At 63.7% G+C, this 16,936-nt stretch carries 17 protein-coding genes; 10 read left to right on the top strand and 7 right to left on the bottom strand.

Annotated elements, in window-relative coordinates:
- Positions 1-18 precede the first annotated feature (18 nt).
- From ertD to ertB, 4 genes are all read left to right on the top strand, one after another.
- On the top strand, positions 19-1,401 hold the full coding sequence (gene ertD / locus ABIE40_RS01570; protein WP_199626032.1) for a hydantoin-5-propionate amidohydrolase: 1,383 nt from the start codon (positions 19-21) through the stop codon (positions 1,399-1,401).
- Positions 1,398-2,660: a Zn-dependent hydrolase gene (locus tag ABIE40_RS01565; RefSeq protein ID WP_199626031.1), complete on the top strand. Its 1,263-nt coding sequence runs from the start codon at positions 1,398-1,400 to the stop codon at positions 2,658-2,660. Before ertD ends, ABIE40_RS01565 begins: the two co-directional genes overlap by 4 nt.
- Positions 2,660-3,757, top strand: a complete 1,098-nt coding sequence (ertC, locus tag ABIE40_RS01560) for a thiohydantoin desulfurase (protein ID WP_199626030.1) — start codon at positions 2,660-2,662, stop codon at positions 3,755-3,757. Before ABIE40_RS01565 ends, ertC begins: the two co-directional genes overlap by 1 nt.
- Positions 3,758-3,946: 189 nt before the next feature.
- The gene (gene ertB, locus ABIE40_RS01555; RefSeq protein ID WP_199626029.1) at positions 3,947-5,608 is read left to right on the top strand and encodes a thiourocanate hydratase; all 1,662 of its coding nucleotides are present in this window, start codon (positions 3,947-3,949) and stop codon (positions 5,606-5,608) included.
- 15 nt (positions 5,609-5,623) lie between these two features.
- Here the strand turns inward: ertB and ABIE40_RS01550 are convergent, their stop codons facing one another.
- The 4 genes from ABIE40_RS01550 to ABIE40_RS01535 form a co-directional block, all read right to left on the bottom strand.
- Positions 5,624-6,025, bottom strand: coding sequence for a GFA family protein (locus tag ABIE40_RS01550; protein ID WP_199626028.1), 402 nt, complete (start codon positions 6,023-6,025; stop codon positions 5,624-5,626).
- On the bottom strand, positions 6,022-6,504 hold the full coding sequence (locus ABIE40_RS01545; RefSeq protein ID WP_199626027.1) for an SRPBCC family protein: 483 nt from the start codon (positions 6,502-6,504) through the stop codon (positions 6,022-6,024). The genes ABIE40_RS01550 and ABIE40_RS01545 overlap by 4 nt, the downstream gene beginning before the upstream one ends.
- Positions 6,494-6,832: an ArsR/SmtB family transcription factor gene (locus ABIE40_RS01540; RefSeq protein ID WP_112713802.1), complete on the bottom strand. Its 339-nt coding sequence runs from the start codon at positions 6,830-6,832 to the stop codon at positions 6,494-6,496. The genes ABIE40_RS01545 and ABIE40_RS01540 overlap by 11 nt, the downstream gene beginning before the upstream one ends.
- 85 nt (positions 6,833-6,917) lie before the next feature.
- Positions 6,918-8,159, bottom strand: coding sequence for an MFS transporter (locus ABIE40_RS01535; protein ID WP_199626026.1), 1,242 nt, complete (start codon positions 8,157-8,159; stop codon positions 6,918-6,920).
- A 114-nt stretch (positions 8,160-8,273) separates the two neighbouring features.
- Between ABIE40_RS01535 and ABIE40_RS01530 the strand changes: the two genes are divergently transcribed.
- A complete protein-coding gene (locus ABIE40_RS01530; RefSeq protein ID WP_130279233.1) occupies positions 8,274-9,146 on the top strand; it encodes a LysR family transcriptional regulator in 873 nt (290 codons plus the stop codon).
- Here the strand turns inward: ABIE40_RS01530 and ABIE40_RS01525 are convergent.
- A complete protein-coding gene (locus ABIE40_RS01525) occupies positions 9,143-10,045 on the bottom strand; it encodes a LysR family transcriptional regulator (protein WP_199626025.1) in 903 nt (300 codons plus the stop codon). The genes ABIE40_RS01530 and ABIE40_RS01525 overlap by 4 nt on opposite strands.
- 115 nt (positions 10,046-10,160) lie before the next feature.
- On the opposite strand from ABIE40_RS01525, the gene ABIE40_RS01520 reads away from it, so the two are divergent.
- Positions 10,161-10,925 (top strand): SDR family oxidoreductase, encoded by a 765-nt coding sequence (locus ABIE40_RS01520; protein WP_199626024.1) that lies wholly within the window; start codon positions 10,161-10,163, stop codon positions 10,923-10,925.
- 104 nt (positions 10,926-11,029) lie between these two features.
- Positions 11,030-11,779 (top strand): SDR family oxidoreductase, encoded by a 750-nt coding sequence (locus ABIE40_RS01515; protein WP_199626023.1) that lies wholly within the window; start codon positions 11,030-11,032, stop codon positions 11,777-11,779.
- A gap of 42 nt (positions 11,780-11,821) precedes the next feature.
- On the opposite strand, the gene ABIE40_RS01510 is transcribed toward ABIE40_RS01515, so the two are convergent.
- On the bottom strand, positions 11,822-12,682 hold the full coding sequence (locus tag ABIE40_RS01510; RefSeq protein ID WP_199626022.1) for an NmrA family NAD(P)-binding protein: 861 nt from the start codon (positions 12,680-12,682) through the stop codon (positions 11,822-11,824).
- 118 nt (positions 12,683-12,800) lie between these two features.
- On the opposite strand from ABIE40_RS01510, the gene ABIE40_RS01505 reads away from it, so the two are divergent.
- The 3 genes from ABIE40_RS01505 to coaBC all read left to right on the top strand — a co-directional run bounded on the left by ABIE40_RS01505 (position 12,801) and on the right by coaBC (position 16,003).
- The gene (locus ABIE40_RS01505) at positions 12,801-13,700 is read left to right on the top strand and encodes a LysR family transcriptional regulator (protein ID WP_199626021.1); all 900 of its coding nucleotides are present in this window, start codon (positions 12,801-12,803) and stop codon (positions 13,698-13,700) included.
- A 94-nt stretch (positions 13,701-13,794) separates the two neighbouring features.
- Entirely contained in the window at positions 13,795-14,718 is a 924-nt protein-coding gene (locus ABIE40_RS01500) for a DMT family transporter (protein ID WP_199626020.1), read from the top strand.
- Positions 14,719-14,791: 73 nt separating this feature from the next.
- Positions 14,792-16,003, top strand: a complete 1,212-nt coding sequence (gene coaBC / locus ABIE40_RS01495; RefSeq protein ID WP_199626019.1) for a bifunctional phosphopantothenoylcysteine decarboxylase/phosphopantothenate--cysteine ligase CoaBC — start codon at positions 14,792-14,794, stop codon at positions 16,001-16,003.
- Here the strand turns inward: coaBC and ABIE40_RS01490 are convergent.
- Positions 15,990-16,799, bottom strand: coding sequence for a class II glutamine amidotransferase (locus ABIE40_RS01490; protein ID WP_199626018.1), 810 nt, complete (start codon positions 16,797-16,799; stop codon positions 15,990-15,992). The two genes, coaBC and ABIE40_RS01490, sit on opposite strands and share 14 nt — an antisense overlap.
- Positions 16,800-16,936 lie beyond the last annotated feature (137 nt).

Genomic DNA, 16,936 nt, shown 5'->3' with positions numbered 1-16,936 from the left:
AGCATCTGGAGGCGCCGCATGGCTGATTTCGATCTCGTTCTGCAAGGGACTGTCGTCCTGCCCGAGCGCATTCTGGAACAGGGCTATGTCGCAGTGCGCGACGGCAAGATCGCCGAAGTCGGCGTCGGCGTTCCGCCCGCGGCAAAGGAGCGCCATCTGCTTGGCAAGGCGCTGATCCTGCCTGGCGCGATCGACGCCCAGACGCATTCGCTCTCGCAGAAGGACCAGGAAGATTTCCTCTGGTCGACCCGTTCGGCCGCGGCCGGCGGTGTCACGACGATCGTCGACATGCCCTATGACGAAGGCAATCTCGTTTGCTCCGCCGCGGCGGTAAAGAAGAAGGTGGATCACGCGAGCCCGCAGGCCCGCGTCGATTTCGCGCTCTACGGCACCGTCGATCCCGAGGAAGGTGCGGTCCGTATCCGCGAGATGGTGGATGCCGGTGTTGCCGCCTTCAAATTCTCGACCTTCGGCACGGATGCCAAGCGCTTCCCGCGTATTCCCCCGGCCCTGCTCGATGAATGCTTCGCCGCGATCGCGCCGACCGGCCTGACGGCTGGCGTGCACAACGAGGATGACGAGGCGGTCCGGACCTATATGGAGAAGGTCAAGGCGAGCGGCATCACCGACTGGCGCGCCCATGGCCTGTCGCGCCCGCCGATCACCGAACTGCTGGCCATGCATACGATCTTCGAGACCGGCGCTCATACCGGCTGCCCGTCGCATGTGGTGCATTGCTCGCTCGGCCGCGGCTATGACATCGCCCGCGCTTATCGCCGCGATGGCTTCGAAGCCACCGTCGAGTGCTGCATCCACTATCTGACGCTCGACGAGGAAAACGATGTGAAGCGCCTCGGCGGCAAGGCGAAGATCAATCCGCCGATCCGCCCGCGCGCCGAAGTCGAGACCCTGTGGCGCAAGGTCGCCGAGGGCAATGTCTGGCTGGTTTCAACCGATCACGTCAGCTGGTCGGAAAACCGCAAAACCAATCCGGATATGCTTGCCAATTCCTCAGGCGTGCCCGGCCTCGAAGCCATGGTCCCGCTGTTCGTGAAAGGCGCGCTGGAGCGCGGCGTTTCGCTGACCTGGGCTGCAAAGCTGATGGCCGAAAATCCCGCAAAGCATTTCCGCCTCAACCACATCAAGGGTGCGCTGACACCCGGCAAGGACGCCGATATCGTCGTGCTGGAGCCGCGCGAGATGGTCTACGATGCAGCCGCGAGCGGTAACAACATCGTCGGCTGGAGCCCCTATAACGGCATCCGCTTGCCCTGGACCGTTTCCGCAGCCTATCTGCGCGGCGAAAAGATAACCGATGGCGCCAAGGTGCTTTCCGAGCCCGGCAACGGCAAGTTCGTCCGGCCCCTGCCCCGTCATGTCATTGCTGGAGAAGCCGCATGAGCCGCAACCTGCCCGTCAACGCCGGACGTATCGCCGAAGATATCGACGCCTTGGCAAAGATCACCGAGCCCGATCATCCCTGGACGCGCCGCGCCTTCTCGCCGCTCTTCCTGGAAGGACGCGCCTATATCGAGGCGCGGATGAAGGCAGCCGGTCTTGAGACGCGGATGGATGCCGCGGGCAACCTGATCGGCCGCCGCGCCGGTACAAAGCCAGGTCTCGGCACGATCATGGTCGGCTCGCATTCCGATACCGTGCCTGACGGCGGCCGCTTCGACGGCATCGCCGGCACGATCACGGCGCTCGAAGTGGCCCGCTCGCTGAAGGACCAGGACATCCAGCTCGATCATGATCTCGAGATCATCGACTTCCTGGCCGAAGAAGTCAGCATTTTCGGTGTCTCCTGCATCGGCAGCCGCGGCATGACCGGCCAGATCCCCGAAGCATGGCTTTCGCGCACCAACGGCGACCGCACGCTCGCCGACGGCATCACCGAAGTCGGCGGCGATCCGGCAACGCTGCTCTCCCAGAGCCGTCCTGATCTGAAGGGCTTCCTCGAACTTCACATCGAGCAGGGGCCGATCCTGGAAAACGAAAAGAAGGATGTCGGCATCGTCACCGCGATCGCCGGGATCACCCGCATCGAAATCACCGTCGAGGGCCGCGCCGATCACGCCGGTACGACGCCGATGGATGGCCGCGCCGATGCGCTGGTCGCCGCCTCGCAGCTGGTGCTGGACATTCGCGAAGCCGCCGCCCAGCGGGCCAAGACACCCGGCCATTTTGCCGCGACTGTCGGTGAATTCCGCATCGAGCCGAACGCCGCCAATGTCGTGCCCTCGAAGGTCGTGCTGCTGATCGACGGGCGCGCCGAAATCCGCGGCGACATGGAAGCCTTCTGCGAGTGGCTGGATGCCCATGTCATCAAGCTAGCGATCGCGCAGGGCGTCACAATCAAGTCGCCGAACCGCGTTTCAGACAATTATCCGACGCCCGGCGATCCGCGCCTCCTGAAGATCCTGGAGCAGGCCTGCGACACCGTCGGCGCCAAGCATCGCCGCATGGCATCGGGCGCCGGTCACGATACCGCCTGGGTCGCCAAGGTGGCGCCTGCGGCGATGATCTTCGTGCCCTGCAAGGAAGGCCGCAGCCACTGCGCCGACGAATGGGCCGAGAATGACGACATCGCGCTTGGTGCCGCCGTTCTGTTCGAGGCGGTACGCGACATGGACAAGAGCTTGAACGAGGAGAAGGCTTGATGGGACGCATACTCGTTGAGAAAGACGTCGAGGCTGCAGTCAAGGGCGGGTCCGTTTATGCGGCTGGCGGTGGCGGCTGGGCAGACCACGGCCGGATGCTCGGCTATGCGGCCGTCAATGTCGGCAAGCCGGAACTCGTCTCGATCGACGAACTCAAGGACGACGACTGGATCGCGACTGCCGCCGCCATCGGCGCGCCGGCCTCGACCACACCCTGGGAAATGCAGGGCATCGATTACGTCAAGGCCGTGCAGCTGCTGCAGGACGAGCTTGGCGATAGGCTTTCCGGTCTGATCATCGGCCAGAACGGCAAGTCCTCGACGCTGAACGGCTGGCTGCCCTCGGCCATTCTCGGCACCAAGGTCGTCGACGCCGTCGGCGATATCCGCGCGCATCCAACCGGCGATATGGGCTCGATCGGCATGGCGGGATCGCCGGAGCAGATGATCCAGACGGCAGTCGGCGGCAACCGCGCCGAAAACCGCTATATCGAGCTTGTCGTGAAGGGCGCGACGGCGAAGATTTCGCCGATCCTGCGGGCTGCGTCGGATCAGTCCGGCGGCTTCATTGCAAGCTGCCGCAATCCGCTGCGGGCTTCCTATGTGCGCAAGAATGCGGCGCTCGGAGGCATCTCGATGGCGCTGGCGCTTGGCGAGGCGATCATCGCGGCCGAGAAGAAGGGCGGCTCCGCCGTCATCGACGCGATCTGCAAGACAACCGGCGGCCATATCCTGACCGAGGGCATCATCACCAAAAAGGATGTCGTCTACACGAACGAAGCCTTCGATATCGGCACCGTCTCCGTCGGCGCCGGCGATAATGCGGTGACGCTACATGTGATGAACGAATACATGGCGGTGGACGATGCCGACGGCAAGCGCGTCGCGACCTTCCCATCCGTCATCACCACGCTGTCGCCGGAGGGAGAACCACTCTCTGTCGGCCAGCTGCAGACAGGTATGCATATCTTCATCCTGCATGTGCCGATGGATATCATTCCGCTCTCGGCAAGCGTTCTCGACCCAACCGTCTACCCGCCGGTGGAGAAGGCCATGGGCATCGAGATCGCCCGGTATGCGCTGGGGGCGCTGGCTTGAGCTGAGCATCCCTTCTCCCCAGCGGGGAGAAGATGTCCGTCAGGACAACAGATGAGGGGGCGAGCGCCGGAAGCGCGAGCGGCCGAGCGAAAGTGAGGCCGAGGACTTGCCCCCCTCATCCGACCCCTTCGGGGCCACCTTCTCCCCGCGGGGAGAAGGGAAAGTCGAAATCAAACGAGGAACACCGAGATGCCCAAAGCCAACCCACGCCATCCGAAATTTCCGATCCCGGGCGGGCCGGAGCTGCGCGCCAAGGGCTGGCGGCAGGAGGCGCTGCTGCGGCTTCTCGAAAACGTGCTCTCGGTCGGCGAAGACCCCGACAATCTCATCGTCTATGCCGCGCTTGGCAAGGCGGCGCGCAACTGGGCGGCTCACAAGGGTATCGTCAAGGCGCTGACCGAGATGGACGAGGATCAGACGCTGCTGATCCAGTCCGGCAAGCCGATCGGTCTCGTGAAGACCCATGCCAAGGCGCCGCTGGTGATCATGGCCAACTGCAACATCGTCGGCCAGTGGGCGAAGGCTGAGGTATTCTACGAGCTGCAGCGAAAGGGCCTGATCTGCTGGGGCGGCCTGACGGCCGGCGCCTGGCAATATATCGGCAGCCAGGGCGTCATCCAGGGCACCTACGAGATCTTCATGCGGATTGCCGAGCGGCGCTTCGGCGGCGACCTTTCCGGCCGTTTCGTGCTGACGGCTGGCCTCGGCGGCATGGGTGGCGCACAGCCGCTGGCCGGCCGCATGGCGGGCGCGGCTATCCTCTGCGTCGATATCGATGCCGAGCGGGCGAAGAAGCGCCAGGAGATCGGTTACCTGCAGGAGATCGCGCCCGACGTCGATACGGCGCTGAAAATGATCGACGATGCCGTGAAGCAAAAGCGCGCGCTGTCCGTCGGCCTCGTCGGCAACGCGGCGGAAATCTACCCGGAGATCGCCCGGCGCGGCATCGTGCCTGATGTCGTTACCGACCAGACCTCGGCGCATGATCTCGTCTATGGCTACGTGCCCAAGGGCATGAGCATCGCCCAGGTGAAGGAACTGCGCGACGACGGCCAGGGCCAGCTGATGGCGGCAAGCCGCGCCTCGATCGTCCAGCATGTGACGGCGATGCTAGACTTCCAGAAGAAGGGCTCCGAGGTCTTCGACAATGGCAACCTGATCCGCACGCAGGCGAAGGAAGGCGGCGTTCAGAACGCATTCGACATCCCGATCTTCACCGAAGCCTATCTGCGGCCGCTGTTTGCACGCGCTATCGGCCCGTTCCGCTGGATGGCGTTGTCTGGAGAGGAAAGCGACATCGCCCGGATCGACGATCTGCTGCTCGAGATGTTCCCCGACAACAAGATCATCACCAACTGGATCCGGCTGGCGCGCGAGCATGTGCCCTTCGAGGGCCTGCCGGCGCGCATCGCCTGGCTCGGCCACGGCGAACGAACGGCGCTGGCGCGGCGCGTCAACGAACTGGTCGCGAGCGGCGAGCTCAAGGGACCCGTCGCCTTCTCCCGCGACCACCTCGATGCCGGTGCGATGGCGCATCCCAACATCATGACCGAGCGCATGAAGGACGGCTCCGACGCCATCGCCGACTGGCCGCTCATCGACGCGATGATGCTGTGCTCCTCGATGGCCGATCTCGTCGTCGTCCACTCCGGCGGCGGCGGCTATGCGGGTTACATGACGAGCTGCGGGGTCACGGTCGTTGCCGACGGTACAGTTGATGCCGATGAGCGGCTTGATCACGCGCTGACCAACGACACAGCGCTGGGCGTCATGCGCTATGCGGATGCGGGTTATGAGGACGCGCTTGATGAGGTGGCCAAGAAGGACGTGCCGTATATCCGGCTTGATTGACCTCCTGATGCGGCATCAGAGATGCCGCGTCTCCTCCGGCGGCGTGTCATAGCGCTCATGCAGGCCATCGACATAGGCGACGGGGGCGTTGACGAGCTCGTCAGCCGTGGCGTCATCGAGGCAATTGACGGCGACAGCGAAGAACGTGCCGAGGGCTTCGTTTTCGCCCCAGGCATAGGAGCTGACGCCGCAATTCCTGCAGAAGAGATGATGCAGCTTACGGGATGCGAACTGATATTCGCCAAGCGCTTCCCTGCCTGAGAGCAAGCGGAAGTCTTCGGGCGATGCCACCGCGAGCCAACTGCGCTTCTTCCTGCAGACGGAGCAGTTGCAGCGAAAGGTGCCCGCCTGGAGGTCGAGCGCGGTTTCGTAGCTGACTTCGCCGCAGTGGCAGCTGCCATGATAGGTCTTCTTCATGATGCTCTCCTCCCTGCTTGCTCCTCAGCATAGGCCGCCACCTTATCGAGCGCTTCCGCCCAGCCGCTGCTCTGAAGCTTGAATTCCGTGTCGCTTGGCAGTTGATGTTTGCGGAAGGTGAGCTTCGTCCTGCCGCCCTTATCTTCCAACTCCACAATCGCCTGCATCTCGTGTTCCGGCTGACCGGCCGAATTCTCCCAGGCGAAAGTGAAGACCAGCCGCTCGGGCGGGGTGATCTCGATGTAGCGGCCGCGGCTCCAATATTCCTTGCCATCAGGCGCGAGGATGCAGTGACGCCAGGCACCGCCTTCGCGCAGATCGACGGAGACGGATGGCGCCGAGCAATTGTGCGGACCCCACCATTTCAGCAGGTGCTCCGGCTCCGTCCAGAGACGGAAGACGAGTTCGCGCGGGGCATCGATCTCGCGCACCAGTACGATTTCGCGGCTGCGCACAGCCGGGCTGACATCACTTGCCATTCTTTTCCTCCTTGCTCTTCAGGCTCGCGGCATAGGCTTCGAGCTTGTCCAGGCTTTCGCTCCAGAAAACGCGGTAGTTCTCAAGCCAGTCGTCGACGACACGCAGCGATGCCGGCTCCAACCGGCAGGGCCGCCATTGAGCTTCCCGGCCCTTCGATATGAGCCCGGCATTCTCCAGCACCTTGAGATGCTTGGAGACGGCGACCAGCGACATGTCGAAGGGTTCGGCGAGCTCCGATACGGATGCCTCTCCCGAGGCGAGCCGGGCGAGGATTGCCCGCCGTGTCGGATCGGCCAGTGCCGAAAAGGTCGCGCTCAAGCGGTCCATTATTTATCCACTAAGTTAATTAACTTTTCAGTTAAATAATGGACGATGCGGTGCCAGTCAAGGCCTCTGTGTCAGATGGCGATTGCTAGACGCGCGCTGCCTTTGAAAGACGCCTTGCGCCATAGGCGCAAGCGAAGGCGCAAAGGAGCATGGCGAGGGTAAAGAACACCACGGCCGACCAACCCTCAGCAGAGAAGAACCAGCCGCCCGCCGACCCCATGACGCTGGAGCCGACATAGTAGGCAAGCATGTAGAGCGAGGAGGCGTGGCCCTTGGTGCCCTTCGCCAGCTTGCCGACGAGGCCGCTGGCGATCGAATGGCTCATGAAGAAGCCACTCGTCAACACGATGATGCCGAGGATGATGACAGGCAGCGACGATGAAAGGGTCAGAGCGCTTCCGGCTGCGGTGACGGCAAGGCCGGTCAGGAGCACGGCGAAATGGCCGAAGCGATCACCCAGGATGCCGCCGATCGACGAGGCGCCGATGCCGAACATGTAGACTGTGAAGATAAGGCCGAGTTCGGTCTGTGTCAGTTCATAGGGTGACGCAACGAGCCGGAAGCCGGCGTAGTTGTAGATCGTCACGAAGGAGCCCATCGCCAGGAAGGCGATCGAAAAGACGAAGGGCAGCGCCGGATTTTGGAGATGGCCGGCCCAGGCTTTCAGATGAAAGCGCGGATCGAAGCCGGGGCGGCGGATGAAATTGCGTGAGGCCGGCAGAAGGACGATGAAGCCGATGGCGGCGGCGAGGCCGATCACGCCCATCAGCGCCATGGCGGGACGCCAGCTCAGGTATTCGGCGAAGATGCCCGTCAGCACGCGGCCGGACATGCCGCCGAAGGCCGTTCCGCCGACATAGAGGCCCATCGTGGCACCGAGGCCCTTTGGATCGATTTCTTCGGCGAGATAGGCCATGGCGACGGCGGGCACCCCGCCAAGCACGAAGCCCAGCAGCGCCCGCAGCATCAGCAGCACATGCCAGTTCGGCGCGAAGGCCGCGGCGATCGTCAGCACTGCGGCACCAACCAGCGAAATCGACATCAGGCTGCGGCGGCCGAGACCTTCCGACACGGCGGCGGCACAGATGATGGCGACGGCGAGGAAGCCGGTGGACAACGAGAGCGCCAGGGAGCTCTGGGCCGGGCTCACCGCATAGTCGGAAGCGAAGACCGGCAGCAGCGGCTGGACGCAGTAGAGCAGCGAGAAGGTGGAGAAGCCGGAGAGAAACAGCGCCAGGCTGGCCCGCCGGTAGGGCAGCGTGCCGCGCGTCAGATATTGCTTGGCGGGCGGCGCTTCCGTCACCTCGATCGGGGAAATATCGCTCATTCTTGCTGCTGTCTTGGGCATGTCAGGCGCCTTTCATCCCTGATCTAGCCAGCGAGGCTCAATTTGTCCAATATATGGAACTGTCATTCTCGATAGGTTTTGGAGATACCGGGCATGGAGCTTCGGCACATTCGCTACTTTCTCGCCGTTGCCGAAGAGGCGAATTTCACGCGGGCGGCGGCGAAGCTCGGCATCGGGCAACCGCCGCTCAGCCAGCAGATCCGCGATCTGGAGGCGGAGATCGGCGCGGCGCTCTTCCACCGCGTGCCGCATGGTGCGGAACTGACGGCGGCGGGTGAGGCATTTCTCAGCGAAGCCAAGGCGTCGCTCGCCTCCGCAGAAAAGGCGAAGCTTGCGGCACAGCGCGCCAATCGCGGCGAGACGGGGCGCCTGGCGCTCGGCTTCACGGCGTCCTCGGCCTTCAACCCTGTTGTCAGCGCCACGATCCGGCGTTTTCAGGCGCGGTGGCCGGATGTGCGGTTGTCGTTGACGGAGCTCAATACGCTGTCACTGATGGAAAAACTGCATCGCGGCGAACTCGACGCCACCTTCATGCGGCCGAGCCTCGACGATCCGCCCGGCGTGCGGCTGAAGCGGCTGGCTGACGAGCCGATGGTCGTTGCCCTGCCCGCAAGCCATCCGCTGGCAAAGCGCGAAACGCTGCCGCTGGCGTTGCTGGCAACCGAGCCGTTCATCCTCTTTCCGCGGCTGGTCGGCCTCAGCCTGTTTGACGATGTGGTGCTCGCCTGCCGCAAGGCGGGCTTCGAGCTCACGGTCGCACAGGAAGCGCCGCAGATTTCCTCTGTGGTCAATCTTGTTGCCGCCGAGCTCGGCGTCTCGATCGTTCCGGAATCGATCGCGCAGATCAAGCTCGATGGCGTCGCCTACCGCCCGATCGAAGGACCGCCCGCCGTGGCGCGGCTGGCGCTCGCCGTCTTGAAGACACAGCGGTCGCCGGTGACGGAAAACCTGATGAGCCTTCTCTAGCGGCGCTCCCAATAGGGCGGGTCGCCGAAGGCCTTGCGGAGGTGATCGGCGATGGCGCGCAGTTTTGCCGAGGGGTTCCGGCCCTCGGGATGCGCCATGTAGATGAATTCCGGCTCCGGCTTGTCGCCGACATCGATCTCCGCAAGGCTGCCCTCGCGGATCGCCGGTCCGGCGATGAAGGCCGGGAGCAGCGCTATGCCGAGGCCGGCGATTGCGGCATCCCGCAGCATGTCGCCGTTGTTCATGCCCATAGAGAGATGAGCGCGAACGACCTCCGTGCCGTCAACCGTCTGGAAGCGCCAGTCGGCGACGCCGCGGTTGGTGTAGAAGAGGCCGCGATGCTCCTGCAGACCTGCAAGCGTGCGCGGAATGCCGGCTTTCGCAAGATAGGCAGGCGAGGCGACGAGCATCCGGCGGCTCGGCGCCAGCTTCCAGGCGACCAGGCGGGAATCGGCGATCGGCCCGTTGCGGATGATCGCGTCATAGCCTTCCGATGCCGCATCGACGCGTCGGTCGTCGATATCGAGCGTCAGTGCTATTTCCGGATGCTCCGCCAGGAAGGGATAGAGGGCGGGGCCGAGATGCATGCGCCCGAAGGTAACAGGGGCAGCAATCCGCAGCGGCCCGGCAAGTGTGCCACGGCGTTCGGCCATGGAAGCCGAGGCTTCATCGATCTCGTGAATGATGCGGAGCGCCCGCTCCAGAAAGGCCGTCCCATCCTCCGTCAGTGTCAGTTTGCGGGTCGTGCGGTGGAGCAGCGTGCCGCCGAGGGTTTTCTCCAGCTCGGCGAGCCTTTCGCTGACCACCGACTTCGACAATCGCAGGCGTCTGGCCGCCTCGCTGACCGATCCTGCCTCCACCACCGCGACGAAAGCCGCGATCCCCTCAATCCTGATCATCGTTCGGTATTTCCGAATTCGAGTTCCACTACTTGGAGACTAATCCGAACGAAAAGAAAATGCCATCTTCCACTCATCGAAGGGGCACAACACCCCGCAACAAGGAGATCGAACAATGAACCGCCTGAACAACAAAGTCGCAATCGTCACCGGCGCTAGCTCCGGTATCGGCCGCTCGACGGCAAAGCTCTTTGCCGCCGAAGGCGCAAAGGTTGTCGTCGGCGCCCGCCGCCAGGCTGAACTCGAAAGCCTCGTCGCCGAGATCAAGGCCGACGGTGGCGAAGCCGTTGCCGTTGCCGGTGACGTCCGCTCGGAAGATTATCACAAGGCGCTGGTCGCTGCCGCCGTTGCCAATTACGGCAAGCTCGACATCGCCTTCAACAATGCCGGTACGCTCGGCGAGGCCGGCCCCAGCACCGAGGTTTCCGAAGCCGGCTTTGCCGACACGCTGACGATCAACCTGACGGCCTCGTTCCTGGCAGCCAAGCATCAGGTCGCCGAAATGGTCAAGCATGGCGGTGGCTCGGTGATCTTCACCTCGACCTTCGTCGGCTACAGCTTCGCCTTCCCGGGTGTCGCCGCTTATGCCGCCAGCAAGTCCGGCCTGATCGGCCTGACTCAGGCGCTTGCCGCCGAATTCGGCCCGCAGAATGTGCGCGTCAATGCGGTGCTGCCGGGCGCGGTCGATACGGACATGTATCGCGAAATGAACGACACGCCTGACAAGAAGGGCTTCGTCACCAACCTGCATGCGCTGAAGCGCGTCGCCACGCCGGAAGAGCTTGCCCGCTCGGTTCTCTACCTCGCTTCCGACGATTCGAGCTTCGTGACCGGTACTGCCTCGCTCGTCGATGGCGGCGCATCGATCACCCGCACCTGACGAACGGGCGCGATCATCCGCATTCTTCGAAAGAAGGGATGGTCGCGCCTTCCATTTTCGTATGAATATCCGGCGCGTCAGCCCCCACCCAAAGGACCATCATCATGTCACGCCTTGCAAACAAGACCGCCCTCATCACCGGCGGCACCAGCGGCATCGGCCTTGAGACCGCCCGCCAGTTCATCGCCGAAGGCGCCCGTGTCGCCATCACCGGCAGCAGCGCCGCGAGCGTCGAAAACGCCCGCAAGGAATTGGGTGAGAAGGCGCTGGTCATCCAGGCCGATGCAGGCAATGCCGATGGCCAGAAAGCTGTCGCCGATGCCATCAAGAATGCCTTCGGCCATCTCGACATTCTCTTCGTCAATGCCGGTATTGCCGAGTTCGGCCCGCTTGAACAATGGACGGAAGCGGCTTTCGACAAGTCGATTGCCATCAATGTGAAGGGACCGTTCTTCCTGATCCAGGCGCTGCTGCCGCTTTTTGCGAAGGGCGCGGCGATCGTGCTGAACACGTCTATCAACGCCCATATCGGCATGCCCAATTCCAGCGTCTACTCGCTGACCAAGGGTGCGTTGCTGACACTGGCAAAGACGCTGTCCGGCGAACTCATCGGCCGCGGCATCCGCGTCAACGCCGTCAGCCCCGGCCCGATCGCCACGCCTCTCTACAGCAAGCTCGGCAGCTCGGAAGCCGAGTCCAAGGCGATGACCTCGCATATCCAGAGCCAGATCCCCACCGGACGCTTCGGCGATCCCTCGGAGGTCGCCAAGACCATCATCTTCCTGGCATCGGATGAAGCCGCCTATATCGTCGGCAGCGAACTGATCATCGATGGCGGGATGAGCAATCTCTGACATGCAAGAGGCCGCGGCGCCGTTGACGCCGCGGCCTTTTCATCAGTTAAGTTCGACCAGCTCGCGGATGGCGGTTTCGAACTTGATCTCGCCCTTGCGCGATCCGGCTTCGCCGCCCTCGAACTCGATCCAGCCTTCATTGAAGCCATCGAGCATGCGCATGCGGGGTCCGGGGTTTTGCATGCCCTGGCTGCGGAACAGGGCTTCCCACGCATCCCGCTCGATCGTCTCGGCTTGCACCGGACGGCCAAGCACCGTGGCAAAGGCTTCGGCCATTTGCAGCGGCGTGATGCGGTAGGGACCTTCGAGTTCGACGATGCGCTTGCCGGTCCAGTCCTCCTGCAGCATCTCGGCAGCAACGGCGCCGACATCGCGAACGCCCACCATTGGAACGGGCTTATCCAGCGGCTGCAGGAAGCTCGGCATCACGCCGTCGCGCGCCGGGGCGATATCCCACACCGAGTTTTCCATGAACCAGCCGGCGCGCAGAAAGGCGACCGGCATGGGCAGCTCGGACAGCGCCCGCTCGACGAGGCCGAGTTGCGTCAGCAGATTTTCTTCCTTTGCCTGAGCGCCGATCGTGGACAGGCAGACGACCTTCTTTGGCGCCGCCTTCATCAGAGCTGTCTTCAAGGCTTCGATGATGATCTTTGCCTGCGCAAAGCCCGGTGCCGGATCGAAGGCCGGCGGGATCAGCAGGAAAACGGCTTCCGCTCCGGCAAAGGCATCGGCAAGCGCCGCTGCATCCGTCATCTCGGCGATGGCTATCTCGGCACCGCGTTCGCGCCAGCTTCCTGCTTTCTCGGCATTGCGCATGACAGCGCGAACGGGCAATCCGCGCTCCAGCAGCTTCTCCCCGACGACGGCGCCGACCTGGCCTGTTATTCCGGTTACAGCAAACATGTTCGAGCTCCTTCTGACAGCGGCCTGTGCCGCGATGGCCAAAAGATGCGCCAAAGCCGCCTTTGACTGAATTGCGCTTTTGTCAGATAATTCATGACTGAAAATCAGGAATGAAATGATGTTTGACGGGCGATTGCTGAATGGAGTCAGCGTGCTGGCTGCCGTGGTCGAGAGCGGCAGTTTCGCGCGGGCGGCCGAGGCGCTGGGGCTGACGGCATCGGGGGTCAGCCGGGCGGTGGCGCGCCTTGAGAGCCGGATCGGCGTACGCCTGCTCGATCGGACGACGCGGTCATTGCGGCTGACCGATGACGGCGCGCGCTTCTACGAGCAGGTGGTGCCGCTGCTTGGCGGTATCGAGGAAGCGGCCGCCTATGCTGCCGGAACGACGCAGGCGGTGCGCGGGCGGCTGCGGATCAATGTCGATCCGTATTTCTCCAGGCTGATCCTGGCGCCGAGGCTCGGCCTCTTTCTCGACCGCTATCCCGACCTGCAGATCGAGGTGGTGACGCGCAATGAGATCGGCGATCTCGTGGCCGACGGCATGGACGTGGCGGTGCGTTTCGGGGAGATCCCGGCGAAGAGTTCGCTGATTGCCCGCCAGCTGTTTCGCACACGGGTGATTACGGTCGCAGCGCCCTCCTATCTCGCGAAACATGGCACACCGAAGCTGCCGGCCGATCTCGCCGATCACACCTGCATCCAGTATCAGGACCCGCTGACCGGCAGGCCTTTCGAATGGGAGCTCAGGCGCGGCAAGAAGGTGGTGCCGATCGAGACGCGCGGCCGCGTCCTCGTCAACGATGCCGGCACGACGCTCGCGACTTGCCTTGCCGGGATCGGCATTGCCCAGGTTTTCTCGCTCGGCATGAAGCCCTATCTGGACAGCGGGCAGCTGGTCGATCTCTATCCGGATTGGCCGGACGAGACCTTCCCGGTGCATTGCTTCTATCCGTCCCGCCATCATGTGCCGGCCAAGGTACGCGCCTTCATCGATTTCTGTGTCGAAATCATCGGCTAGATGTCGCGGCTGAGACTTGTTTGGCCAGTGCCCGCAGCCTATCAAGAAGGCATCCAGTCACTTCATCGTCCGGCGATTTCGCCTCGGGTGTTCCATGCTTCTCGGTATTCTCTGCGGCCTCGCCACATGCGCCTTGTGGGGAGTGACCTTCGTCGTGCCGCGCGCCATCGCGCCCTTCAGCACCATGGATCTGACAGTGACGCGCTACGGTTTGTTTGCGCTGGCGAGCATCGTGCTGATGGTCAGCCCACGCTTTCGTCCCAGGAACATCAAGCCGCGCATGGCGATCACAGCGCTGCTGCTTGGCGGTATCGGATATGTCGGCTACTTCGTCAGCGTCGCCTATGCGGTTCGGCTGGCGGGCGCTGCCATCCCGCCGCTCGTCATCGGCACCATGCCGGTGCTTCTCGCCGTCATCGCCAATCTGCGTGACCGCTCGGTGCCCTGGCGGCTGCTGGCGCTGCCTTTGATCCTGATCGCGATCGGCATCGGCTGGGTCAATCTGTCGATCTTCGCGACGACGCCATCGGGCGATCAGGGCGCGATCCTGCTCGGCATCGGCTCGGCGATGATCGGGCTGATCCTGTGGGTGATCTACGGCCTCGCCAGCACCGCCGCGATGCAATCGCCCGACGCGCCCGACATTCTGCAATGGACCGGATTGCAGGGCATCGGCGCCGGGATCGGCTGCCTCGTGCTCATCCCCTTCACCTCGGCCGGCACCGACATTGTCTTCACCGCGGCCGAGCTCTGGCGCTTCATTCTCTGGTCGCTGATCATGGGGCTTGCCGGCGCGTGGCTCGCGACATTGCTCTGGATGATTGCCTCGAAGCGGCTGCCGCTGGCGCTTGCGGCGCAGCTGATTGTTGCCGAAACGGTGTTCGGGCTCATCTTCGGTTTCCTCTTCGAGCAGCGGCTGCCGACGATCGCCGAAGCCGGCGGCTCGATCCTGCAGCTTGCGGGCGTCGGGCTGGCGATCGCCATCTTCACGCCGGCGCGCGGGCGGCGGGCGCACTGAGCGCTGCACGCATTGCATGTTATTCGCCAAAGGCTTAGGCTCACCGCAACAACAAAACGACGGGTAGAAGGCCATGGCTCTCAGCGGCAAACGCATCCTGCTTATCATCTCGGGCGGTATCGCAGCCTATAAGAGCCTCGATCTGATCCGCAGATTACGCGAGCGCGGCGCTTCTGTGCGTCCCGTCATGACATCGGGCGCGCAGGAATTCGTGACGCCGCTCGCGGTCGGCGCGCTGGCCGCCGATCATGTCTTCACCGATCTCTTTTCACGGCAGGACGAACAGGATATCGGCCACATCCGGCTGGCGCGCGATTGCGACCTGGTGCTGATCGCACCTGCCACTGCCGACCTGATGGCGAAAATGGCGAACGGCCTTGCCGACGATCTTGCCTCCACCATTCTGCTCGCGACCGACAAGCCTGTGCTCGCCGCACCGGCGATGAACCCGCGCATGTGGGCGCATCCGGCGACGAAGCGCAATGTCGCGACGCTCGCTGCCGACGGCATCCGGATGATCGGGCCGATGGCGGGAGAGATGGCGGAGAGCCGCGAGGCCGGCACCGGCCGCATGGCGGAGCCGCTGGAAATCGTCGCTGCTGCCGAAGCACTGCTGGACGATGGCCCGAAGCCGCTGGCCGGACGCAAGGCCGTCGTGACATCGGGGCCGACCCATGAGCCGATCGACCCGGTGCGCTATATCGCCAACCGCTCCTCGGGACGTCAGGGCCATGCGATCGCCGCGGCGCTGGCGAAGCTCGGCGCAGATGTGACGCTTGTTTCCGGGCCTGTGACGATTGCCGATCCGGTGGGCGTGAAGACCATTCATGTCGAGCGCGCCGAGGAGATGCGCGATGCGGTTCTGGCTGCCTTGCCTGCGGATATTGCCGTGATGGTCGCGGCCGTCGCCGACTGGCGCGTGGCCTCAGCTGCCAACCAGAAGATCAAGAAGCAACCCGGCGAATCCATTCCGACGCTGGCGCTGACCGAAAACCCGGACATCCTGAAGACCGTCGGCCATCACACGATGCGGCCGAAGCTCGTCGTCGGCTTTGCAGCCGAGACGCAGGATGTGGAGAGCAATGCCAAGACCAAACTTGAGCGCAAGGGCGCCGACATGATCGTCGCCAACGACGTCTCTCCGGCAACCGGCATCATGGGTGGAACGCGCAACAGCGTGAAGCTGATCAGCCGCGGCGGCATCGAGCAATGGCCCGATATGGCGAAGGAAGAGGTGGCCGATAAGCTGGCTGCCGTGATCGCCGAGCGGCTCAGGCAGGTATAGCGATATCGGCCTTGTTCGTGGCGCGCTGTTCCGGCCGGAACGGCACGACATGAATGCCCGTTTCGTTGATCGTCACGGCGCTGCCATCAGGGATTTCGGCCCAGGCATCGACATCGTCATTCAGCGGTTCGGAGACGAGGCAGTGCCCGTCGCGCATCGGCGAGGCATAGAGCGTCGGCGCCTTGCGATCGGTGGCGTAGCGGATGCCGTAGAGCGACTTGCCGTCGGAGAAAGCCGCGGTGAAGCGCAGGTGGACGCTGCCGAGCATGTTCTGCGAGAGGCCTTCGACGAAGCTCACCATTTCCGACATGGCAGCGACCGGCGCCTGGCGCAGGCCGAATTGCAGGGCGAGCAGGAACATCAGTTCCGAGTCCGTCGTGCCGCTGCGGGCATTGAAGAGCTCGTCGTCGAGCATGGCTTCCATTGCGCGGCGCAGGCGCTCAAAACCGCCGATCTGGCCGTTGTGCATAAAGGACCAGTTTTCGTGCGTGAAGGGATGGCAGTTGTCGCGGCGGGTGCCGCCGCCGGTCGCGGCGCGCACATGCGCGAGAAAAAGCGGCGAGCGGATCTGCCGCGCAAGGCTCTTCAGATTGCAATCGGACCAGGCGGGAAGGATATCGCGATAGCGGCCCGGCTCCGGCCGGTCGCCATACCAGGCGATGCCGAAGCCATCGCCATTGGTGGCGGTCTTGGCGCGGGTGGCGCAATGGGATTGCTCGATCAGCGAATGCGCGGGCGAGGATACCAGCTCCTCCAGATAGAGGGGGTCTCCGCGATAGGCTGCCCAGCGACACATGCTCTTTGCTCCAGCCTGCCGTCTTGGCGGCAGAAAATGCCCGAAAACACGAGATCCGATTGTCGGGCGCGGTGGTAAATAAGGCCTTAAGGGCTACCGGAGTCGCAAGCCTTTATGACGGATTGTTGACGTTTCCC

Origin of the sequence: Rhizobium sp. OAE497, assembly GCF_040546565.1 — a bacterium.
GTDB lineage: Bacteria > Pseudomonadota > Alphaproteobacteria > Rhizobiales > Rhizobiaceae > Rhizobium.
The sequence above is the reverse complement of the archived record's forward strand: the minus strand, read 5'-3'. Positions and strand labels throughout refer to the sequence as shown.